Consider the following 21,793-nt stretch of genomic DNA (forward strand, 5'->3'; position numbering starts at 1 on the left):
GGCACGCGCCTGGTGCCGCCGCCGCTGACGCCGACCGACACGCGCGCGCTTCGCCCTTCGCCCATGAAGGGCGCCCTGCCGCCGACCGCCGATCCATCGACGGCGCGCGAACTGCCCTAGGTTCCGGCCGTGCGCTATCCCCTTCCCTACGCCTTCGCCCGCAGCCAGCAGCTGCTGCTCGAAGAGGCCGACGACGGCAGCTACACGCTGTGCATGCCGAGGGTGCCGCCGCGCAGCGGCCTGGGCGAGGTGCTGCGCAAGTACCCGGTGAAAGCCTTCGAGCCGCTGGCACCCGACCAGCTCGCGCAACGCATCAGCGCGGCCTACGCGAAAGGCGAATCGAACGCCGCCGCGGTGGTCAGCGAGGTCCAGGGCGATGCCGACCTCTCGCGCATGATGCAGGAGCTGCCGGCGGTCGAGGACCTGCTCGAGTCGGCCGGCGATGCACCGATCATCCGCATGCTCAACGCCCTGCTGACGCAGGCGGCGCGCGACGGCGCCAGCGACATCCACATCGAACCCTACGAGCGGACCTCCTCGGTGCGCTTCCGGATCGACGGCACGCTGCGCGAAGTGGTGCAGCCGAACCGCGCACTGCACGCGGCGCTGATCTCGCGGCTGAAGATCATGGCCGACCTCGACATCGCCGAGAAGCGGCTGCCGCAGGACGGGCGCATCAGCCTGCGCATCGGCACCCGCGCGGTTGACGTGCGGGTCTCGACCCTGCCCTCGGCGCATGGCGAACGCGCCGTGCTGCGGCTGCTCGACAAGTCCGAGAGCAAGCTGACGCTCGAATCGGTGGGCATGCAGGGCGACACCCTGGCGCGCTTCGAGCAGCTGATCGGCCAGCCGCACGGCATCATCCTGGTGACTGGCCCGACCGGCTCCGGCAAGACCACCACGCTGTATGCCGCGCTGAGCCGGCTCGACGCCAGCAGCAGCAACATCATGACGGTGGAGGACCCGATCGAGTACGAGCTGCCGGGGGTCGGCCAGACCCAGGTCAACGCCAAGATCGACCTGACCTTCGCCAAGGCCCTGCGCGCGATCCTGCGACAGGACCCGGACGTCATCATGATCGGCGAGATCCGCGACTTCGAGACCGCGCAGATCGCGATCCAGGCGTCGCTCACCGGCCACCTGGTGCTGGCCACGCTGCACACCAACGACTCGGTCAGCGCCGTGACGCGGCTGACCGACATGGGCGTCGAGCCCTTTCTTCTGAGCTCCTCGCTGCTCGGCGTGCTGGCGCAGCGGCTGGTGCGAAAGCTCTGCCCGGTGTGCGCGCCGGCCGCCGGCCACGAGGCGCAGCCCGTGGGCTGCGACGCCTGCGGCCATACCGGCTACCAGGGACGCACCGGCATCTTCGAGCTGCTGGTGGCCGACGAGACCGTGCAGTCGCTGATCCACAACCGGGCGCCCGAGAGCCAGCTCTTCGTGGCCGCCGAGCGCGGCGGCTTGCGCTCGATGCGCGAGGACGGCGAGCGGCTGGTCCAGGCCGGCATCAGCTCGCGCGCCGAACTGCTTCGCGTGACCCGAGACTGACGCCCGGGCCTGCCTGGACGAGAATCGCCCGATGCCTGCGTATTCCTTTGAAGCCATCGACGCCCAGGGCCAATCCCGCAAGGGCGTGCTCGAGGCCGACACCGCGCGCAGCGCGCGCGGGATGCTGCGGGCGCAGGCGCTGATCCCGCTGTCGGTGACGGCGGTCGGCAGCGTCGAGAGCGGCGTGCCTGAAGCCCGCAGTTGGCGCCGCCTGCTCGGCGGTGGCCGGATCTTCAACGCGACCACGCTGGCGGTCTGGACCCGGCAGATCGCGGGCCTGGTGTCCTCGGGGCTGTCGCTCGAGCGCGCGCTGACCGCGCTGACCGACGAGGCCGAGACCGAGGCCCAGCGCAACCTGGTGGCCTCGCTGCGGGCCGAGGTCAATGCCGGCGCCCCCTTCGGCCGTGCGCTGTCGCAGCACCCGCGAGAGTTCTCGACGATCTACGTCGCCGTGATCGGTGCCGGCGAGCAGAGCGGCAACCTGGGCCTGGTGCTCGAGCGCCTGGCCGACGACCTCGAGCAGCGCCAGGCGCTGCAGCAGAAGCTGGTCGGCGCGGCCCTCTATCCGGCCATCGTGACGCTGGTGGCGATCGTGATCGTGGTCTTCCTGGTCAGCTACGTGGTGCCGCAGGTGGCCAACGTCTTCGCCGGCACCAAGCGCGCGCTGCCGATCCTCACGGTCGCGATGCTGGCGCTGAGCGCCTTCGTCCGCAATTACGGCTGGCTGCTGCTGGTCGCGGTGGTGATCGCCTTCATCGGCGCCCGGATGGCGCTCGCCCGCACCGCCGTCCGCGAGCGCTTCGATGCCGCCTGGCTCAACCTGCCGCTGGTCGGCAAGCTGGCCCGCGGCTACAACGCGGCGCGCTTCGCGAGCACGCTGGCGATGCTGGCGACCGCCGGTGTGCCGATCCTGCGCGCGCTGCAGGCCGCCTCCGAAACGCTTAGCAACACCGCGATGCGCGCCGATGCGCTCGATGCGCTGGTGCTGGTGCGCGAAGGCGCGCCGCTGGCCTCGGCGCTGGCGCAGAAGAAGCGCTTCCCGGGCATCGTCTCGATGTTCGCGCGCCTCGGCGAGCAGACCGGCACGCTGCCGCTGATGCTGCAGCGCGCCGCCAACCAGCTCGGCGCCGAAGTGCAGCGGCGAGCCATGCACCTCGCGACCATCCTCGAGCCGCTGCTGATCGTGGCGATGGGCGGCGTCGTGATGCTGATCGTGCTAGCGGTGCTGATGCCGATCATCCAGCTCAACCAGTTCGTGAAGTAGCCATGGCCGCCTCCCTCGACGACAAGCTGGTGGTCGCGATTTCCTCGCGCGCCTTGTTCAACCTCGAGGAAGAGAACCGCATCTTCGAATCCGGCGACGACGCCGGCTACATGAAGCTGCAGCTCGAACGGCTCGACGTGCCGGCCCAGCCGGGCATCGCCTATTCGCTGGTGCGCAAGCTGCTGCGCTTCAATGAAAGTGGCCAGCAGCGGGTCGAAGTCGTGATCCTGTCGCGCAACGATCCGGTGTCGGGCATGCGCGTGTTCCGCTCGGGCGTGGCCAACGGCATCTCGCTGCAGCGCGGCGTCTTCACGCAGGGCCGGCCGCCCTTTGGCTACCTGCGGCCGCTGCGCGCCCATCTCTTCCTGTCGGTCAATGCCGAAGACGTGCGCGAGGCGCTGGTCGCCGGCTTTCCGGCGGCGCGCGTGCTGGTCGAGTCGGTGCAGGCGAGCGATGCCTACCCGAACGAAGTGCGGATCGCCTTCGACGGCGACGCGGTGCTGTTCAGCGACGAGGCCGAGCGTGTGTTCCAGGCCGAGGGGCTCGATGCCTTCCAGCTGCACGAATCGTCCAAGGCCGGCTTGCCGCTGCCCGAAGGACCCTTCAAGCCGCTGCTGACGGCACTGCATCGGCTGCAGCAGGCCAGCAGTCCCGAGATGCGCATCCGCACCGCGCTGGTCACGGCGCGCAGCGCGCCGGCCCACGAGCGCGCGATCCGAACGCTGATGAACTGGAACATCAAGGTCGACGAGGCGATGTTTCTCGGCGGCCTGCCCAAGGGCGAGTTCCTGCGCGAGTTCGAGCCCGACTTCTTCTTCGACGACCAGACCGGCCACGTCGATGCGGCCGCCCGCCATGTGCCTTCGGGGCACGTGGCCAGCGGCATCAGCAACCCGCGCTGAATTCCATCGGTCCTAGCGGCTGCGCCAGCCCTGGGTCCGCGCCAGCACCGCGCGCCCAGCGAGCGCGAACAGCCCGCGGCCGACCGCTGCCGTGAGCATGATCAGCGAAGCCATCGCCGCCGCCGGCGCGACGTCGCCCGCATCGTCCATGTTGAGCACCGCGATCGCGGCCAGCGTGGTCTGCGGCGAATACAGGAACACCACCGCCGAGACGGTGGTCATAGCGTTGACGAAGAAGTAGCCGCCGACCTCCAGCACCGTGGGCAGGGCCACCGGCAGGTGCACCCGCCACAGCGTGCGCCAGAAGGGCACGCCCATCGACTCCGCGACGAGTTCGTACTCGCGGTCGAGCTGGCGCAGAGCCGTGAGCGAGGTCAGGTGCGCCACCGAGAAGAAATGCGCCACGGTGCAGACGATCAGGATCGCCATCCCGCCATAGAGGCCCCGAAGCGGATTGGCCGGTGCGTTGAAGAAGAAGATGTAGCCGACGCCCAGCACCAGGCCGGGCACCGCGAGCGGCAGGTTGGCCAACAGGTTGAGCGCCTCGCGCAGCAGGCCGAAGTGGCGCGGCTTCTCGACTAGGTAGGCCGACAGGAAGGTGGCGACGGCGCCGGCCACCGCGGCGCCCAGGCCGAGCTTCAGCGAGTTGAAATAGCTGCCCCAGCCGCCGCCATCCATGTTGCCGAAGTCGTAGTTCTTGAGCGATGGCGCCAGCTGATACGGCCAGTAGGTGGCGAGCGATGCGAACACCGCCATCCCGATCATCAGGACGATCCCGGCTGCAATCAGCAGGCTGGCTGCGAACAGCAGGCGATCGCGCAGCGGCGCCGGCTCGAGCCGATGCGGCGTGGCGCGCGCCGACATTGCAGCCGCCTGCCGCCGCCGCACCTGGCGCTCGACCGTGAAAGACAGCACCGCCGGGATCAGCAGCACGAAGCCGACCACGGCGCCGATCTGGAAGTTCTGCTGGCCCACCACCTGCTTGTAGATGTCAGTGGCCAGCACGCCGGTCTGGCCGCCCACCACCTTGGGCACGCCGAAGTCGGTGATGACCAGCACGAAGACCACCATCCAGGCCACGATCAGTCCGTAGCGCGAGGCCGGCAGCGTGACCGTGCGGAAGATGCGCCAGCGCGAGGCGCCGAGGGTCTGGGCAGCCTCGGACAAGCGACCGTCCGAAGTCGCCATCGCAGTTGTCAGGATCAGCAGCGCATGCGGCAAGGTCCAGAAGACCGAGCCGAGCACGATGCCCAGCGGCCCGTAGATCGAGAGGCCGCCGAGCCAGTCCTTGAACAGGCCCTGGTTGCCGAACAGGTAGATCAGGCTGATCGCCGGCAACAGCGATGGCGCCAGCAGCGGCAGCAGCGCAATGGCACGCAGCAGGCCCTTGCCGCGCATGCACGAAAGCGTGAGCCCATAGGCGTAGACATAGGCGATGGCGGTGCAGATCGACGCGCTCAGCGCGGCCAGCCAGACGCTGTTGAAGGCCGACTGCAGCAGCGCCGGGTTGTCCATGTAGCGGGCGAAGTTGGCCAGGCCGACGAAGCCGCCGGCGCGGTCGAAGAAGCTCCGTCCCACCAGCGCGGCCACCGGCATGGCGACGATCACCAGCAGCGTCGCGAGCGCCAGCCCGACGCCGGCCCCGGTCAGCCAGCGTTCACGGTCGAGGGCCTTCAACGCGCCAGCACCGACAGCGCGTGCGGCGGCAGCTCGATGTGCACCATGCTGCTTGGCACCAGCGCTTCGCCGACCCGGTGATCGGCGGGCAGCTCGGCCTCGATCTCGATGCCGAGCGGCTCGCAGGCCAGCCGGGCGGCCGTCCGGTGGCCGAGGAACTCGGTGCCGAGCAGGCGGGCGGCGAAGCTGTTCGCGCCCTGCCCATCGCCGAAGCGCCTGACCACCACCTGCTCGGGACGGATGCCGACCGTGGCTTGCGCGCCCACGTGCAGCGAGCCGGGTGCGCAATGCAGTTCCCTGTCGCGCACCCGGACCCGGTCGTCCGCCAGCACGGTGGCCGGCAGCATGTTCATGCGACCGACGAAGCCGGCGACGAAGCGGGTGCGCGGCCGGTGGTAGAGCTCGCCGGGGGTGCCGGCCTGCTCGATGCGGCCGTCGTGCATGAGCACCACGCGGTCGGCCATCGAGAGCGCCTCCTCCTGGTCGTGCGTGACCATGATCGTCACGATGCCGAGCCGCTTCTGCAGCGCGCGGATCTCGCTGCGCAGGCTGGCGCGCACCTGCGCGTCGAGCGCCGACAAGGGTTCGTCGAGCAGCAGCAGGCGCGGATTCGGCGCCAGCGCGCGGGCCAGCGCCACGCGCTGCTGCTGGCCGCCCGAGAGCTGCACCGGGTACTTGTCGGCATGGGCGGCGAGGCCGACCAGGTCGAGCATTTCGCGCGAGCGCTTGGCCATCTCGCGCTCCAGCGCACCGGTGGGATGCAGGCCGTAGGCGATGTTCTGCGCCGCCGTGAGGTTCGGGAACAGGGCATAGGACTGGAACACCACGCCGAAGCCGCGCGCCGCCGGCGGCAGGCCCGCAATGTCCTGGCCGCTCAGCAGCAGCCGGCCGCGGTCGGCGCGCTCGATGCCGCAGACGATGCGCAGCAGCGTGGTCTTGCCACAGCCCGAGGGCCCGAGCAGGCAGACGAACTCGCCGGGCTCGACGTCGAGTTCGATGCCGTCGAGCACGCGGTTGGCGCCGAAGGACTTCCCGATGCCGCGCAGGGAGAGGGTCGAGGTCATGCGCGAGTTCTTACTGCGGCGGCGCCTTCTTCTCGGACTTCGACTCGTAGCGCTTCGACCATTCGGCCAGGATGCGCTCGCGGTTGGCGGCGGCCCAGTCGAAGTCGTTCTTCGCCAGCAGCTTCTCGACCTCGCCCGGCACGAACTCCAGCTTCTCCTGGATGCCCGGCAACGCGAGCACCGCGAAATTCTTCGCGTAGAGCGCGTTGGCCTGCTTCGTGACCGCCCAGTCGGCCAGCGCCTTGGCGGCCTCGGGCTTGCGGGTCGTCTTCATGACGCCGGTGGCYTCCATGTCCCAGCCSAGRCCTTCCGCGGGCAGCACGATGTCGATCGGCGCGCCGTCGCGCTTGGTCTTGTTGGCGCGGTATTCGAAGGACATGCCSAGCGCGAAYTCGCCKGCGCCGGCCTGGCGGCASGGCTTGCTGCCGGACTGGCTGTAGATGCCGATGTTCTGGTGCAGCGCGTCCATGTACTGCCACGCCTTGTCCTCGCCCATCATCTGGATCCAGCCCGAGACCATCATGTAGCCGGTGCCCGAGGCGGCCGGGTTCGGCATCGTGATCTGGCCCTTGTAGACCGGGTTGGTTAGGTCGGCCCAGCGGGTCGGCTTGGGCAGGTTCTTCTTCTGTGCCTCGACCGTGTTGAAGCAAATCGCCGACGACCAGACGTCCATGCCGACCCACTTGGGCGGATTGGCGCTGTCGCGCATGGTCGGCTTGACCGCCTCCAGGCCCTTGGGCGCATAGGGCTGCAGCATGCCTTCCTTGTCGAGCAGCATCAGCGAGGTGGCGGCCAGGCCCCAGACCACGTCGGCCTGCGGGTTGGCCTTCTCGGCCAGCAGCTTGGCGGTGACGATGCCGGTCGAGTCGCGCACGAACTTGAGTTCGATGCTCGGGTTGTCCTTCTCGAAGGCGGCCTTGTAGGCCTGCACCTGGTCGGCCTCGAGCGCGGTGTAGATCAGCAGCTCAGTGCGGCCCTGCGCGTTGGCGCCGGCGCCGAGGGCCAGCAGGACGGCCGGCAGGAGGGTTTGGAAGCTGCGACGCATCATGAGATTTCCTAGAGGGAACGGGGGGATGCAAGGCGGCATGCGCCGATGCATGAAACCCGTGGATCATCGGCAGCCGATGTGACAGGCGTTTGTCAGCCGGCCCCGGTTTTCAGCGCCGCTTAAGAAAGCGGGGCCGTGTGGGTTTAGGATGAAAGCAACGCGCCGTCCCCAGGCGTGATCCCACTCCCACGCTATGACTGCAAGCACCGGTTCCAAGAGCATGCTGACCACCCTGCGCCGCATCGGCGCGCTGGCGGCGCCCTATTTCAATTCCGAGGAGAAATGGAAGGCCCGCGGCCTGCTGGCGGCGATCGTGGCGCTCAACCTCGGCGTGGTCTACATGCTGGTGCTCAACAACCAGTGGTACGCGCGCTTCTACGACGCGCTGCAGAACAAGGACCAGGCGGTCTTCTGGCGCGAGATCGTCTACTTCTGCTGGATCGCGGCCGGCTTCATCGCGATCGCGATCCTCAAGTTCTACCTGACTCAGTTGCTGCAGCTGCGCTGGCGCGCCTGGATGACCCGCAGCTACCTGCAGCGCTGGATGGCCGACCGCACCTTCTACCGCCTCGAGCTCGCGCGCTACGGCCAGCAGGACGGCCTGTCGCCGGACAACCCCGACCAGCGCATCCAGGAAGACATGCAGCTCTTCACCGACTACACGATGACGCTGTCGATGGGGCTGCTCAATGCGGTGGTCACGCTGGTGAGCTTCATCGGCATCCTGTGGGGCCTCAGCGGGGTGGCCGACTTCACGCTCTTCGGCCACAGCTTCTCGGTGCCCGGCTCGATGGTCTGGATCGCGCTGGTGTACTGCGCGGCCGGCACGGTCATCACCCACTACATCGGCCGCCCGCTGATCGGCCTGAACTTCCAGCAGCAGCGCTTCGAGGCCGACTTCCGCCATCACCTGGTGCGGGTGCGCGAGTACAGCGAAGCCATTGCGCTCGACCGCGGCGAGCAGGTCGAGCATGGCCAGCTCGAATTGCGCTTCGGTGCGGTGCTCAAGAACTACCTGCAACTGATCAGGAAGCAGAAGAACCTGGTGGCCTTCACGGCCTCGTTCGGCCAGGCCTCGGTGATCTTCGCCTTCATCGTGCAGGCGCCGCGCTTCTTCAGCGGTGCGATCCAGCTCGGCCAGCTGATGCAGGTGAACTCGGCCTTCGGCCGGGTGCAGGACTCGCTGAGCTGGTTCGTCGACAACTACGACCGCGTGGCCGTCTGGCGGGCCACCGCCGACCGGCTGAGCTCCTTCGAGGCGGCGATGCGGGCCAATGCCGGCGCCACCAGCGCGCTCGAGCGGGCACCGGCGGACAACGCCAAGGGGCTGCGCGCCGATGGCTTCGGCGTGACCCTGCCCGATGGTGCGCGCCTGATCGACGGCGCCGCGCTCGCCGTCCATCCCGGCGACACTGTGATGCTGCAAGGCCCCTCGGGCAGTGGCAAGTCGACGCTGTTCAGGGCCTTCGCCGGCATCTGGCCGTTCGCGAAGGGCCGGGTCTCGATGCCCGACAACACCATGTTCATCCCGCAGCGGCCCTATGTGCCGGACGGCCGGCTGCGCGATGCGCTGGCCTATCCGCAGCCGGCCGGGAAGTTCACCGACGAACAGCTGGTACAGGCCCTGAACGATGCGCTGCTGCCCGACCTCGCCGCCCGGCTCGACGACCGCGACGCCTGGAGCCAGAAGCTCTCGGGGGGCGAACAGCAGCGCCTGGCGATCGCCCGCGTGCTGCTGCGCAAGCCGGCCTGGCTGTTCGCCGACGAGGCCACCAGCGCGCTCGATGCCGACAGCGAGAACACGCTCTACAAGCGGCTGGCCGCGATGGTCCATGCCGCGGGCGGGGCGATGGTGTCGATCGCGCACCGGCCCTCGGTCGGCGACCACCACCAGCGCCGCTGGACGCTGGTGCCGCAGGCCGAAGGCGCGGACGCCCGCTACAGGGTCGAGGCCACGTAGCGCTCCCAGCCCCGCGCCCGCAGTTCGCAAGCCGGGCAGTTTCCGCAGCCGTAGCCCCAGGCGTGGCGCTGCGTGCGCTCGCCCAGGTAGCAGGAGTGGGTGTCCTCCACGATGAGGTCGACCAGCGCGGCGCCGCCGAGCCGGTGCGCCAGGGCCCAGGTCGCGGCCTTGTCGATCCACATCAGCGGCGTCTCGATCACGAAGCGCCGGTCCATGCCCAGCGTGAGCGCGACCTGCATTGCTTTCATGGTGTCGTCGCGGCAATCGGGATAGCCCGAGAAGTCGGTCTCGCAGACTCCGGTGACGATCACCTCCAGGCCGCGCCGGTAGGCCAGCGCGCCGGCCAGCGTCAGGAACAGCAGGTTGCGGCCCGGCACGAAGGTGTTGGGCAGGCCGTTGGCCTGCATCTCGAAGGCGATGTCCTGCGTCAACGAGGAGGCGCTGACCTGTCCCAGCACGTCGACCGACAGCAGGTGGTCGTCGCCCAGCCGTAGCGCCCATTGCGGGAAGCGCTCGCGCAGGCGAGCCAGCACGGTGAGACGTGCATCGAGCTCGACGCGATGGCGCTGGCCGTAGTCGAAGCCGATTGTTTCGACACGCTCGTATTTGTCGAGCGCGTCGGCCAGGCAGGTGGTGGAGTCCTGGCCACCGGAGAATAGGACAAGGGCGGTGCTGTGCATGAGCTGGAAATCGGATTCAGTCGCCAAGTAGATGCCTGACCCGGGCAGATGTCACGCCCGGCGTCCCTTGCTTCAGGACGAATATCCTGGAGCCGGCCTTCTTCCTGGTCTGCAGGAAGCGGTCTGAACATCTGCGTGCCCATGGGGAAATCGCCGGCACGGCGTGCACCTTGACTGGGCCGCTGCACTTCACAGGAAGCGCTCCAGCAGCTTCCGCGACCCGCGGTCCAGCGCCTTCACGTCGTGAATGCGGAACTGCACCCCGTGCGCGCTGGCGATCAGCAGCGCGCCGCCGTCGAGCCGGCGGATGTCCTCCTCGGCCTTCAGCACGAAGCTGGTCTCGCCGCGGTCGGTGGCGATGCTCCAGGTGCTCGGCACGCCGAAGCTCGACACCTTGTGCAGTTTCAAAAGCGTCGGCGCGAAGTCGCGGGCCGCGAGTTCGTGCGCCAGCAGCGCACGCACGGGTTCCGGCAGGGCGTCGACGCGGTCGACCCACACCAGTTCACGCCCGTCGCTGCCGACCAGCGACAAGCCGTCGTCGGGCGCGCTGAGCGGAAAGGCGCGAACGGGCAGCACGCCGACGTGGCGCATGCCATCGCCATCGATCAGCACCAGCCGGCCGAAGGCATCGCGTTCAAGTCGAAAGTCCATCATGCGCCCCCCGCCGGATGCGCGGCATGGCTGCCCAGCGCCAAGGCCACCGAGGTGCGTTCGGCCAGCGCGCCCGCGCTCTCGTCGTCGGCCTGCCGCAGCTGCGCCTGGTAGAGCCGCCAGTAGGCGCCCTGCTTCTCCATCAGCGCGTCGTGCGGGCCGACCTCGACGATCTCGCCGCGGTCCATCACCACCAGCCGGTCTGCCTTGCGCAGGGTCGACAGCCGGTGCGCGATCGCGATCGTGGTGCGGCCCTGCACCAGGTTGTCGAGCGCCTTCTGGATCTCCTTCTCGGTCTCGGTGTCGACCGCCGAGGTGGCCTCGTCGAGGATCAGGATGCGCGGGTCGATCAGGAGTGCACGCGCGATGCTGATGCGCTGGCGCTCGCCGCCCGACAGGCCCTGGCCGCGCTCGCCGACCAGCGAGTCGTAGCCGTGCGCGAGCCGCAGAATGAAGTCGTGCGCGTGGGCGGCGCGCGCCGCGGCGACGATCTCCTCGCGCGTGGCCTCGGGCTTGCCGTAGGCGATGTTCTGCGCGATGGTGCCGAAGAAAAGAAAGGGCTCCTGCAGCACCAGCCCGACGTGGCGCCGGTAGTCGGCCACCGCGAAGCGGCGGATGTCGGTCCCGTCGACCTTGATGGCGCCGTCGGTCACGTCGTAGAAACGGCAGATCAGGTTCACCAGCGTGCTCTTGCCCGAGCCGCTGTGGCCGACCAGCCCGATCATCTCGCCCGGCTCGATCACCAGGTCGAGGTCGCGGATCACCGCCCGGCTGCCGTAGCGGAAGCCGACGTCGGCCATCTCGATGCGCCCCTGCACCCGCTCGACCTTCACCGGGTTGGTCGGCTCGGGCACGTTGCTCACGTGGTCGAGGATGTCGAAGATCCGCTTGGCGCCCGCCGCCGCCTTCTGCGTCACGGAGACGATCCGGCTCATCGAGTCGAGCCGCGTGTAAAAGCGCCCGATGTAGGCGATGAAGGCGGTCAGCACGCCGACCGTGATGCGCCCGCGCGCCACCTGCCAGATGCCGAAACCCCAGACCACCAGCAGCCCGATCTCGGTCAGCAGCGACACGCTGGGCGTGAACAGCGACCAGGTCTTGTTGAGCTTGTCGTTGACCTGCAGGTTGTAGGCGTTGGCGGCGTGGAAGCGCTTCGCCTCCCGCTGTTCCTGCGCGAAGGCCTTGACCACGCGGATGCCGGGAATAGTGTCGGCCAGCACGTTGGTGACCTCGCTCCAGACCCGGTCGATCTTCTCGAAGCCGGTGCGCAGCCGATCGCGCACCACGTGGATCATCCAGGCGATGAAGGGCAGCGGCACCAGCGTGACCACCGCCAGCAGCGGGTTGATCGAGAACAGGATCACCGCGGTCATGGTGATCATCAGCACGTCAGTCAGGAAGTCGAGTGCATGCAGCGACAGGAAGACGTTGATGCGGTCGGTCTCGGAGCCGATTCGCGCCATCAGGTCGCCGGTGCGCTTGCCACCGAAGTAATCGAGCGGCAAGGTCAGCAAGTGTTCGTAAGTGGTGGTGCGCAGGTCGGCGCCGATCCGCTCGGAAACCAGCGCCAGCAGGTAGGTGCGGGCCCAGCCGAGCGCCCAGCCGACCAGCGCCGCGGTCAGCAGCGCGCCGAGGAACATCACGACCTTGGCGACCGCAATCTGCTGCCCGTTCTGGAACGGGATCAGGATGTCGTCCATCAGCGGAATCGTCAGGTATGGCGGGACCAGGGTCGCGGCGGTCGAAGCCAGGGTGAGTAGAAACCCGGTGATCAGCTGCTTGCGGTAGGGCTTGGCGAAGCGGCCGAGGCGCAGCAGCACCCAGGTCGACGGCGGGGTCTGCAGCTCGGGCTCGATGAAGGGCGCGTCGTCGAGGTCGGCGCCCGAAACTGTCGCCTGCGCGACTGCATTGGCCTGCTGATCGAACAGCTTCTGCAGCCGCAAGGCGGCCGGCTGCTGGGCCAGCGTGAAGCGCCAGCGACCCAGGCGGCCCTCCGCGCCCAGCAGGTCGAGCGCACCGATGCCGGCATGGTCGCTGAGCTGGATGTCGAGGCCCGGCGCCGGAATCCGCCATTCAGACCATTGACCGTCCGGCTCCCGCGCCAGCAGGCGCTGGTCGGTCAGGGCCAGCAGTCCGGACCTGAATCGAAAGTCCTCGTCAAGGTCAACCGGGAGGGTCGCCAGAACGTTTTCCGCCAATGAGAGCCGGCTTTTCAGTGCGTCTGAAGCCGCCTCCGCTTCGCCCCCCGGGGTTCCGACTGGATCGTGATGTTGCATTGTGTTTCTGTATCTCTGGCCCGCCGACGGACCCTTCATGGCGCTCCGCGCGCGCCGATTCTGACCGATGGCCATGGGCGCGCTTGAGGGCGCATCCGTGCTCGGCCAAAGCACATCGAACGTTTTCATGACCCGTTTCGACGACATCCAACTGCTGCGCATCAACTATTTGCGCGGACCGAACCTCTGGACCTACCGGCCCGTGCTCGAGGTCTGGCTCGACCTCGGCGCCCTGGAGGACCATCCCTCGAACATGATTCCGGCCTTCACGGACCGCCTGACCACCCTGCTGCCGGCGCTGATCGAGCACCACTGCGGCGTCGGCGAGCGCGGCGGCTTCATCCAGCGCCTGACCGAAGGCACCTGGGCCGGCCACGTGATGGAGCACGTCGTAATCGAGCTGCTCAACCTGGCCGGCATGCCGACCGGCTTCGGCCAGACCCGCAGCACTTCGCAGCACGGCGTCTACCGCATGGTCTTCCGCGCCCGTGACGAGCAGGTCGCGCGGGTCGCGCTGGCCGAGGGCCACCGGCTGCTGATGGCCGCGATCAACAACGACCCGTTCGGCGCCGCCGAGGTGCAGCGCGCGGTCGACGCGGTCAAGGCCAAGGTCGAGGACTGCTATCTCGGCCCGAGCACCGCCTGTATCGTCGGCGCCGCCACCGACCGCGGCATTCCGCACCTGCGGCTCAACAGCGGCAACCTGGTCCAGCTCGGCTACGGCGCCAACCAGCAGCGCATCTGGACTGCCGAGACCGACTACACCAGCGCCATCGGCGAATCGATCGCCAGCGACAAGGAACTCACCAAGTCGCTGCTCGCCAGCTGCGGCGTGCCGGTGCCCGAGGGCCAGGTGGTGGCCGATGCCGAGGAAGCCTGGGAAGCCGCCGAAGACATCGGGCTGCCGGTGGCGGTCAAGCCCTCCGATGCCAACCATGGCCGCGGCGTCTCGCTCGAACTCAACACGCGGGACGAAGTCATCGCCGCCTTCGCGGTCGCCGAGCCCGAGGGCAGCGACGTGATGGTCGAGCGTTTCATCCGCGGCCACGAGCACCGCCTGCTAGTGGTGGGCGGCCAGGTGGTGGCCGCCGCCCGCGGCGAGATCATCACGGTCACCGGCGACGGCGAGTCGACCGTGGCCCAGTTGATCGACAGCCAACTCAACAGCGACCCCCGGCGCGGTGCCGAGGAAGAATATCCGCTCGACTTGATCGTGGTCGACTCCGATGCCAAGCTGCAGCTCGAACTCAAGCGCCAGGACCTGGACGCCGCGGCTGTGCCCGCCACCGGCCGCGTGGTCACGATCCAGCGCAACGGCAACATGGCGATCGACTGCACCGACCAGGTGCACCCCGAAGTCGCCCATGCGGCCGTGCTGGCCGCCCGCGTGGTCGGCCTGGACATCGCCGGCGTCGACCTGGTGGCCGAGGACATCTCGCGCCCGCTGGCGGGCCAGGGCGGCGCGATCGTCGAGGTCAACGCCGGCCCCGGCCTGCTGATGCACCTGAAGCCGGCTGTCGGCTCGCCACGGCCGGTCGGCCGCGCGATCTGCGATCACCTGTTTCCGGACGATGCGCCCGGCCGCATTCCCGTCGTCGGCGTCGCCGGCTCGCAGGACACCGCCGTGCTGGCGCGCCTAGTGGCCTGGTTGATCGGCCTCGGCGGCCGCCACACCGGCCTGGCCTGCCGCGACGGCCTGTTCCTCGAACGACGCCGGGTCGACGCTCGCGACAGCGCCCACTGGGAGGCCGGCCACCGGCTGCTCGTGAACCGCGCGGTTCAGGCGGTGGTGATCGAGAACGGCGCCGAGACCATCCTGCGCGACGGTCTGGCCTACGACCGCTGCGAGGTCGGCATCGTGACCGACCTCGAAGGCGCCGAGGCGCTGGGCGAATTCGACATCACTGAGAGCGACCAGATGGTCAAGGTGCTGCGCACGCAGGTCGACGTCGTGCTGGCCGAAGGCACCGCTGTGCTGAACGCCGGCGACCCGCGCGTGGCCGGCCTGGCGCCGCTGTGCGATGGCGACGTGATCCTCTACGCCGCCGACCCGCAGGCCGACGCGCTGGCCAAGCACCGCGACGCCGGCGGCAAGGCGGTGCTGGTGCGCCAGGACCGCGTGGTGCTGGCCACCGGCGGCAGCGAATCGTTCCTGCCCGGCCTTGGCCGGCTGACGATCTGGCGCGCCACCCACGTGGGGGTCAGCCTCGAGAGCCTGCTCGCCGCGGTCGCCGCCGGCTGGGCGCTGGGCATTCCGATGAACCTGATCGGGGCCGGCGTCGAAGCCTTCGAAGCCGACCTGCAGGCGGCGCTGGCCTCGCTGCAGCTGTCGCAAACCCTCGTTTCACCCGAACCACAATTTGCCTGACCGGCCGGACCTCCGGGTCYGCCGGCGCCCGAACGCCATGGAAGTCACCCGCATCCGCGCCCTGCGCGGCCCGAATTTGTGGAGCCGCCACACCTGCATCGAGGCGATCGTCTCGTGCACGCCCGACGAATCCGCGATCGAGCGCCTGCCGGGCTTCGAGAACCGCCTGCGCGCGCTGTTCCCGACCATCGGCGAGCTGCACCCGGTCGTGCTGGGCCAGCCGCTGGCGCTGGCACACGTGATCGAGAACGCAGCCATCGCACTGCAGGCACAGGCCGGCTGCCCGGTCAACTTCGGCCACACCGCGCGCACCCTCGAGGAAGGCGTGTTCCAGGTCGCCTTCCAGTACAGCGAAGAAGCGGTCGGACGGCGTGCGCTCGAACTGGCCAAGGGACTGATCGAAGCCGCCCACGGCGGCAACGAATTCGATGCCACCGCTGCGATCACCGAGCTGCGCGATCTTGACGAATCCGAGCGCCTCGGCCCGAGCACGGGCTCGATCGTCGATGCGGCGGTGGCGCGCGGCATCCCGTTCCGCCGCCTGACCCGCGGCAGCCTGGTGCAGTTCGGCTGGGGCTCCAAGCAGCGCCGCATCCAGGCCGCCGAAGTCGACAGCACCAGCGGCGTGGCCGAGGCCATCGCGCAGGACAAGGAACTCACCAAGCAGTTGCTCAATGCCGCCGGCGTGCCGGTCCCGCTGGGCCGGCCCGTGAGCGACGCCCAAGACGGCTGGGTCGCGGCCCAGGAGGTCGGCCTGCCGGTGGTGGTGAAGCCGCAGGACGGCAACCAGGGCAAGGGTGTCACGGTCAACATCACCAGCCGCGAGCAGTTGCTGGCCGCCTACGATTCGGCCGCCGCCTATGGCGAAGTGATGGTCGAGAAGTTCCTGCCGGGCTTCGACTTCCGCCTGCTGGTGGTCGGCGACCGGCTGGTGGCCGCCGCCCGCCGCGATCCGCCGCAGGTGATCGGCGACGGCGTGAAGTCGATCCTCGAACTGGTCGAGGGGGTCAACCAGGATCCGCGCCGCGGCGAGGGCCACGCCACCTCGCTGACCAAGATCCGGCTCGACGACATCGCGGTCGGCCGCCTTGAGTCGCTGGGCCTCACGGCCGACAGCGTGCCGGCGCTGGGCCAGCGCGTGGTGCTGCGCAACAACGCCAACCTGTCGACCGGCGGCACCGCCACCGACGTCACCGACACGGTGCACCCTGAAGTCGCCGCGCGCGCGGTCGACGCGGCGCAGATGGTCGGACTCCACATCTGCGGCGTCGACATGGTCTGCGAGAACGTGCTGCGCCCGCTCGAGGAACAGCACGGCGGCGTGGTCGAGGTCAATGCCGCACCGGGCTTGCGGATGCACATCTCGCCTTCCTTCGGCCGCGGCCGGGCGGTCGGCGAGGCGGTGATGGACACCCTGTTCGCGCACGGCGACGACGGTCGGATTCCCGTGGTGGCGGTCACCGGCACCAACGGCAAGACCACCACCGCGCGGCTCATCAACCATCTGCTGGCCGGCAGCGGGCTGCGCACCGGCATGACCAACACCGACGGTGTCTACGTCGATGGCCGCCAGACCGACAGCGGCGACTGCAGTGGTCCGAAGAGTGCGCGCAACGTGCTGCTGCATCCCGACGTCGATGCGGCGGTGTTCGAAGTGGCGCGCGGCGGAATCTTGCGCGAAGGCCTCGGCTTCGACCGCTGCCAGGTGGCGGTGGTGACCAACATCGGCAGCGGCGACCATCTCGGACTCAACTACATCACCACCGTCGAAGACCTCGCGGTGCTCAAGCGCGTGATCGTGCGCAACGTAGCACCCGGCGGCTACGCGGTGCTGAACGCGGCCGACCCGAACGTCGCCGCGATGGCGACCATCTGCCCGGGCAGCGTGATCTTCTTCTCCGCCGACCGCACCCACCCGGTGATGGCCACGCATCGCGCCCAGGGCAAGCGCACGGTCTATGTCGACCAGGATGCGCTGGTGGCGGCCGAAGGCTCATGGCGCGAGCGCATCCCGCTGCGCGACGTGCAGATCACGCGCAACGGCACCATCGGCTTCCAAGTCGACAATGTGATGGCCTCGGTGGCCGCGGCCTGGGCCGTGGGCCTCGACTGGGACAGCATCCGCAGCGGCCTCGCGAGCTTCAAGAACGACGCCGCGGGCGTGCCGGGCCGGTTCAACGTCATGGACTACCGCGGCGCCACCGTGATCGCCGACTACGGGCACAACACCGACGCCATGCGCGCGCTGGTCGCCGCGGTCGACACCATGCCGGCCAAGAAGCGCTCGGTCGTGATCAGCGGCGCCGGCGACCGCCGGGACTGCGACATCCGGGACCAGACCGCGATCCTCGGCGAGGCCTTCGACGACGTCATCCTCTATCAGGACGCGGCGCAGCGCGGCCGCGCCGACGGCGAAGTCATGGCCCTGCTGCGGCAGGGGCTCCAGGGCGCCGGCCGCACCAGCTTCATAGACGAGATCCGCGGCGAGTTCATCGCCATCGACAGTGCGCTGGAACGGCTGCAGCCTGGCGACCTGTCGCTGATCCTGGTCGACCAGGTCGACGAAGCGCTGGCCCACTTGGCCAAGCGGATCGCCGCCGGCTGAGCGCCAGCGCGCGGCCCTGTCCGACAAGAATGCGAGCCTGTGGGGGCTCGCACACGGCGCCGACCTCTCTCACACTGCTTGAAGCCCGACCACACGTGACGGTCGGACCGGCGCAATGGCGCGCCGCCAAGACTCAAGGAGTGACCGATGAAAAACGTTTTGCATTTGCGTTCCTGTTCCGCCGCCCTGCTGGCCGCCGGCAGCCTGTTGGGCGCCTCGGCGGCCTTCGCGGCCGGCCTGCCCCCCGGCTCCCTGCCCTGCGATGGCATGATGCAGGACCGGAATGCCTGCATGCGCRAACGCGGCGCCGCGGCCGAGATGGCGCGTCGCGGCGCTTTCCCGGCGCCTGATGCCGCCACCCTGCAGCAGAATGCGCTGGCGCGCTGCGAACGCCAGCCGGCCAGCGACCGCGAAGCCTGCGAAGCCAGGGTCGTGGGGGGCGCGTCGACCACCGTCACCGGCAGCGTGCTGGGCGGCGGCGTGATTCGGCAGGCCGAGACACCGGTTCGCTGACCCTGGATGACGGGCCGGGAATGCCTCGGCCTGTCATCCGACTGTCACAAATGGGATGGCGGCGCTGGCTATAGTCAGGGGAATGCACTAACCAGGGAGCTTCCCCCAATGAACGCCATCAAGGTCGCCCGCCGATTTATCGAGACGGACCCGACCCACGCGTCTGCAAAGATCCTGGCCCAACTGGTCCTGGCACTCGAATCCGAGGCCAGTTTCGAGTTGGTCATGCTCTACGAACTCGACTACAAGAGCTTCCAGCTGGCGATGGACATCCTGAAGGAATGGCGGCTCGACCGCTACTACGCCAGCAAGTCCAAGCTGTACGATTTGTCGCTACAAGTGAGCGAACTGAAGGAGTGAAGCCGGCGCCCGTAGCGTTCGGGTCATCGCGTGGCCCAGTGATCGAATTCGAGCTCAAGTTCCAGGTCGACTCCGCGCACCAGGCGGCGGTCGAAGCAGCGGTCGGGCGCGGCCGCTCGTACCGCGCGCGGCTACGGGCGCGCTACTACGACACGCCCGACGGCGCCTTGGCTGCGCAGCATGTCGTGCTGCGGGTCCGCAAGGAAGACGGCGCCTGGGTGCAGACGGCCAAGGCACCCGGCCGCAGCCTCGTCGAGCGCCTCGAACACAACGTCGAGCTGCCGCCCGCGCAGCCCAGGGAGATCCCGCTGCCCCAGATCGGCCGTCACGAAGGAACGCCGGTCGGCGAACGGATCGCCGAAGCCTTGCGCCTGGCCGGCCGCGACCCGGGCGAGGCCGAGCTTGTGCCGCTCTACGGCACTGACGTCTGGCGCAGCACCCGCGAGATGCGCAGCGGCGATGCGCTGGTCGAACTCGCCTTCGATGTCGGCACCGTTCGCGCCGGAGAGCGCACGCAGCCGCTGCGCGAACTCGAGATCGAACTCAAGCACGGCAGTCCGTCGTCACTGCTCGAGCTCGCCGGCCGCTGGCGCGCCCGCTACGGACTCTGGCTCGACACCGTGTCCAAGTCGGAGCGTGGCGAGCGGCTGGCGCGCGGCGTGGTGCACGGCCCGCCGATCAAGGCAGCGGCGCCGCGGCTGAAGGCCGGCGACAGCGGGCCTCAGGTCTTTCGCGCGGTACTCGACAGCTGCCTGGCGCAGATCCTTCCGAACGCCAGCGAGGTCGCCGCAGGCAGTCCCGATCCCGAGCACGTGCATCAGCTTCGCGTCGGCATCCGGCGCCTTCGCACCGCCCTGCGCGAAATGGCGGCCTTCGCGCCGGCCATCGACCCGGCATGGGAGCCGGCGCTGGCCGAGGCTTTCCGCGCGCTGGGCCGGCAACGTGATCGCGACCATAGGCTGCGCAGCGTGCAGCCGCAGCTCCTGGCCCACGGTGCACCGCCGCTCGACATCAACGAAGCCGCGGACGACATCCCGTCGGCAGAATCCGCGGTGCGTGCGGCTGCCTTCCAGGCGGTGCTGATGCGCCTGATTGCCAACGCRCTGCCCGAGGGCGGCCCCGAGGCCGGACCCGAGCACCCCTCCAGCCCGGCCCGCAAGGCGATCCGGGCCCGGCTCTCGAAGCTGCATCGGCAAGTGCTGCGCGACGGCAAGCGCTTCGAAAGACTCGAGCCGACGCAGCAGCATCGCGTCCGCAAGCGCCTCAAGCGGCTGCGCTACCTGGGCGAGTTCGTGGCGCCGCTGTTCGGCCGGCGCGCCGCCGAGCGTTTTCTGGCGCAATTGGAGCCGGCGCAGGACGCGCTCGGCGCATACAACGACGCCGCGATCGCGATGGCCGCCTACCGCGCGCAGGCCGCGACCGATGGCGCCGCCTGGTTCGCAGTCGGCTGGCTGGCGGCGAACCAGCCCGCCAGCGCCGCGCAATGTGGCAAGGCGCTCGCCAAGGTGGCCGAGCTGCGGCCGTTCTGGAAGGATTGAGTCGCGCCCGCGCGCGATGGGGTTGGCCTCAGTGCGACGCCGTGCCGCGCGCGGTGAACAGGCGCTGCAGAAGGCAGAAGACGAACAGCAGCACGCCGACCACGATCCGGGTCCACCACGAGCTCAGCGTGCCGTCGAAGGAGATCAGGGTCTGGATGATGCCCAGCATGAGCACGCCGAACAGCGTGCCCACCACGTAGCCGACACCGCCCGTGAGCAGCGTGCCGCCGATCACCACCGCGGCGATGGCGTCGAGCTCGAGGCCGACCGCGTGCAGGCCGTAGCCCGACAGCATGTAAAAGGTGAAGACCACGCCGCCCAATGCCGAGCAGAAGCCCGACAGCGTGTAGACGCCGATCACCGTGGAGCGCACCGGCAGGCCCATCAGCAGCGCCGACTGCTCGCTACCGCCGATGGCATACACGGCGCGGCCGAAGGGCGTGAAGTGGGCGACGAACACCGCCAGCGCCACCACCGCCAGCGCGATCAGGGCCGACACTGAAATCGACGCATCGCCCCACACCGGCAGCCGCCACTGCGAGACCTTGGCATAGAACTCGTTGGTGATGCTGATCGAGTCGATGCTGATCAGGTAGCAGAGGCCGCGCGCCAGGAACATGCCGGCCAGCGTGACGACGAAGGGCTGCAGGCGGAAGCGCTCGATCAAGACGCCCATGAAGGCGCCGAAGAGCGTGCCCATCGCCAGCACCAGCGGGATCACCACCGCCGGGCTCCAGCCATGCTTCTCGACCAGAGAGGCCGAGACCATGGTGGTCAGCGCAATCACCGAGCCGACCGACAGGTCGATGCCGCCCGACAGGATCACGAAGGTCATGCCGACCGCGACGATGCAGACGAAGGCGTTGTCGATCAGCAGGTTCAGGAACACCTGCGGCGAAAAGAAGCCGTCGTAGAAGACCGAGCCGAGGGTCGCCATCAGCATGAACAGCGAGATGGTCGCAGTCAGCGGGAGGTACTTGGGATTGAGCCGTGCGCCTGCCGGTGGCTTGCGCTCTGCCGGCGCCGCGGCCGGCTCGGACCTGTTCGACACCACGGCGCTCATCGCGTCATCCCCCGCGCGCCGGCCGCATCGCCAGCTGCCGCAGGCTGGCACGGAACTCGGCCGACTGCAGCAGCATCACCGCGAACACCACGACCGCCTTGACCACCAGGTTGATCTCGGGCGGCACGCCGAGCGAATAGATCGCGTAGGTCAGAGTCTGGATGATCAGCGCGCCGATCACGCTGCCGACGAGGCTGAAGCGGCCGCCGGTCAGCGCCGTGCCGCCCAGCGTCACGGCCAGGATGGCGTCGAGCTCGAGCAGTTGGCCGGCGTTGTTGC

Annotated in this window: 17 protein-coding genes; 9 read left to right on the plus strand and 8 right to left on the minus strand. The window is 69.1% G+C overall.

Annotation, left to right across the window (positions count from 1 at the left end):
- The first annotated feature begins 129 nt into the window (after positions 1-129).
- Genes gspE through AC1DY5_RS09930 form a run of 3 tightly spaced genes read left to right on the plus strand, consistent with a single transcriptional unit; the run spans position 130 to position 3,711 of the window.
- Positions 130-1,545, plus strand: a complete 1,416-nt coding sequence (gene gspE / locus AC1DY5_RS09920; protein ID WP_478111119.1) for a type II secretion system ATPase GspE — start codon at positions 130-132, stop codon at positions 1,543-1,545.
- A 31-nt stretch (positions 1,546-1,576) separates the two neighbouring features.
- Positions 1,577-2,809 carry a type II secretion system inner membrane protein GspF gene (gene gspF / locus AC1DY5_RS09925; RefSeq protein WP_478111120.1) on the plus strand — a complete coding sequence of 411 codons (1,233 nt, stop codon included), beginning with the start codon at positions 1,577-1,579 and terminating at the stop codon, positions 2,807-2,809.
- 2 nt (positions 2,810-2,811) lie between these two features.
- Positions 2,812-3,711, plus strand: a complete 900-nt coding sequence (locus AC1DY5_RS09930; RefSeq protein ID WP_478111121.1) for a 5'-nucleotidase — start codon at positions 2,812-2,814, stop codon at positions 3,709-3,711.
- 12 nt (positions 3,712-3,723) lie between these two features.
- Here the strand turns inward: AC1DY5_RS09930 and AC1DY5_RS09935 are convergent, their stop codons facing one another.
- From AC1DY5_RS09935 to AC1DY5_RS09945, 3 genes are read right to left on the minus strand one after another with little or no spacing between them, the layout of a single operon-like run.
- Positions 3,724-5,388: a putative 2-aminoethylphosphonate ABC transporter permease subunit gene (locus AC1DY5_RS09935; protein ID WP_478111122.1), complete on the minus strand. Its 1,665-nt coding sequence runs from the start codon at positions 5,386-5,388 to the stop codon at positions 3,724-3,726.
- Positions 5,385-6,452 (minus strand): ABC transporter ATP-binding protein, encoded by a 1,068-nt coding sequence (locus AC1DY5_RS09940; protein WP_478111123.1) that lies wholly within the window; start codon positions 6,450-6,452, stop codon positions 5,385-5,387. The genes AC1DY5_RS09935 and AC1DY5_RS09940 overlap by 4 nt, the downstream gene beginning before the upstream one ends.
- Before the next feature lie 10 nt (positions 6,453-6,462).
- Positions 6,463-7,497: a putative 2-aminoethylphosphonate ABC transporter substrate-binding protein gene (locus AC1DY5_RS09945; RefSeq protein WP_478111135.1), complete on the minus strand. Its 1,035-nt coding sequence runs from the start codon at positions 7,495-7,497 to the stop codon at positions 6,463-6,465.
- A 196-nt stretch (positions 7,498-7,693) separates the two neighbouring features.
- Between AC1DY5_RS09945 and AC1DY5_RS09950 the strand changes: the two genes are divergently transcribed.
- A complete protein-coding gene (locus tag AC1DY5_RS09950) occupies positions 7,694-9,460 on the plus strand; it encodes an ABC transporter ATP-binding protein/permease (RefSeq protein ID WP_478111124.1) in 1,767 nt (588 codons plus the stop codon).
- Here the strand turns inward: AC1DY5_RS09950 and queC are convergent.
- The 3 genes from queC to AC1DY5_RS09965 all read right to left on the minus strand — a co-directional run bounded on the left by queC (position 9,439) and on the right by AC1DY5_RS09965 (position 13,067).
- Complete coding sequence (queC, locus tag AC1DY5_RS09955; protein ID WP_478111125.1) at positions 9,439-10,140, minus strand: 7-cyano-7-deazaguanine synthase QueC; 702 nt, start codon at positions 10,138-10,140, stop codon at positions 9,439-9,441. The two genes, AC1DY5_RS09950 and queC, sit on opposite strands and share 22 nt — an antisense overlap.
- 189 nt (positions 10,141-10,329) lie before the next feature.
- The gene (locus AC1DY5_RS09960) at positions 10,330-10,794 is read right to left on the minus strand and encodes a cyanophycin metabolism-associated DUF1854 family protein (RefSeq protein ID WP_478111126.1); all 465 of its coding nucleotides are present in this window, start codon (positions 10,792-10,794) and stop codon (positions 10,330-10,332) included.
- Positions 10,791-13,067: a cyanophycin metabolism-associated ABC transporter gene (locus AC1DY5_RS09965; protein ID WP_478111127.1), complete on the minus strand. Its 2,277-nt coding sequence runs from the start codon at positions 13,065-13,067 to the stop codon at positions 10,791-10,793. The genes AC1DY5_RS09960 and AC1DY5_RS09965 overlap by 4 nt, the downstream gene beginning before the upstream one ends.
- A gap of 127 nt (positions 13,068-13,194) precedes the next feature.
- Between AC1DY5_RS09965 and AC1DY5_RS09970 the strand changes: the two genes are divergently transcribed.
- The 5 genes from AC1DY5_RS09970 to AC1DY5_RS09990 all read left to right on the plus strand — a co-directional run bounded on the left by AC1DY5_RS09970 (position 13,195) and on the right by AC1DY5_RS09990 (position 20,451).
- Complete coding sequence (locus tag AC1DY5_RS09970; RefSeq protein ID WP_478111128.1) at positions 13,195-15,435, plus strand: cyanophycin synthetase; 2,241 nt, start codon at positions 13,195-13,197, stop codon at positions 15,433-15,435.
- 37 nt (positions 15,436-15,472) lie between these two features.
- On the plus strand, positions 15,473-18,040 hold the full coding sequence (gene cphA / locus AC1DY5_RS09975; RefSeq protein WP_478111129.1) for a cyanophycin synthetase: 2,568 nt from the start codon (positions 15,473-15,475) through the stop codon (positions 18,038-18,040).
- A 147-nt stretch (positions 18,041-18,187) separates the two neighbouring features.
- Positions 18,188-18,553, plus strand: coding sequence for a hypothetical protein (locus AC1DY5_RS09980; protein ID WP_478111130.1), 366 nt, complete (start codon positions 18,188-18,190; stop codon positions 18,551-18,553).
- Positions 18,554-18,661: 108 nt separating this feature from the next.
- Positions 18,662-18,913 carry a hypothetical protein gene (locus tag AC1DY5_RS09985; RefSeq protein WP_478111131.1) on the plus strand — a complete coding sequence of 84 codons (252 nt, stop codon included), beginning with the start codon at positions 18,662-18,664 and terminating at the stop codon, positions 18,911-18,913.
- A gap of 38 nt (positions 18,914-18,951) precedes the next feature.
- On the plus strand, positions 18,952-20,451 hold the full coding sequence (locus tag AC1DY5_RS09990) for a CYTH and CHAD domain-containing protein (protein WP_478111132.1): 1,500 nt from the start codon (positions 18,952-18,954) through the stop codon (positions 20,449-20,451).
- A 28-nt stretch (positions 20,452-20,479) separates the two neighbouring features.
- Here AC1DY5_RS09990 and yjfF read toward each other — a convergent pair whose 3' ends face one another.
- Together yjfF and AC1DY5_RS10000 are read right to left on the minus strand one after the other, a co-directional pair.
- Positions 20,480-21,514, minus strand: coding sequence for a galactofuranose ABC transporter, permease protein YjfF (yjfF, locus tag AC1DY5_RS09995; RefSeq protein WP_478111133.1), 1,035 nt, complete (start codon positions 21,512-21,514; stop codon positions 20,480-20,482).
- A 4-nt stretch (positions 21,515-21,518) separates the two neighbouring features.
- The coding region (locus AC1DY5_RS10000) for an ABC transporter permease subunit (RefSeq protein ID WP_478111134.1) at positions 21,519-21,793 on the minus strand (275 nt) is incomplete at its 5' end.

The organism is Variovorax sp. P4_D9, from assembly GCF_056401695.1.

Coding starts and splice junctions, on each gene's coding strand:
- gspF (WP_478111120.1), top strand. CDS start 1,577: ATGCCTGCGTATTCCTTTGAAGCCATCGACGCCCAGGGCCAATCCCGC.
- AC1DY5_RS09930 (WP_478111121.1), top strand. CDS start 2,812: ATGGCCGCCTCCCTCGACGACAAGCTGGTGGTCGCGATTTCCTCGCGC.
- AC1DY5_RS09940 (WP_478111123.1), bottom strand. CDS start 6,452: ATGACCTCGACCCTCTCCCTGCGCGGCATCGGGAAGTCCTTCGGCGCC.
- AC1DY5_RS09950 (WP_478111124.1), top strand. CDS start 7,694: ATGACTGCAAGCACCGGTTCCAAGAGCATGCTGACCACCCTGCGCCGC.
- queC (WP_478111125.1), bottom strand. CDS start 10,140: ATGCACAGCACCGCCCTTGTCCTATTCTCCGGTGGCCAGGACTCCACC.
- AC1DY5_RS09960 (WP_478111126.1), bottom strand. CDS start 10,794: ATGATGGACTTTCGACTTGAACGCGATGCCTTCGGCCGGCTGGTGCTG.
- AC1DY5_RS09965 (WP_478111127.1), bottom strand. CDS start 13,067: ATGCAACATCACGATCCAGTCGGAACCCCGGGGGGCGAAGCGGAGGCG.
- AC1DY5_RS09970 (WP_478111128.1), top strand. CDS start 13,195: ATGACCCGTTTCGACGACATCCAACTGCTGCGCATCAACTATTTGCGC.
- cphA (WP_478111129.1), top strand. CDS start 15,473: ATGGAAGTCACCCGCATCCGCGCCCTGCGCGGCCCGAATTTGTGGAGC.
- AC1DY5_RS09985 (WP_478111131.1), top strand. CDS start 18,662: ATGAACGCCATCAAGGTCGCCCGCCGATTTATCGAGACGGACCCGACC.
- yjfF (WP_478111133.1), bottom strand. CDS start 21,514: ATGAGCGCCGTGGTGTCGAACAGGTCCGAGCCGGCCGCGGCGCCGGCA.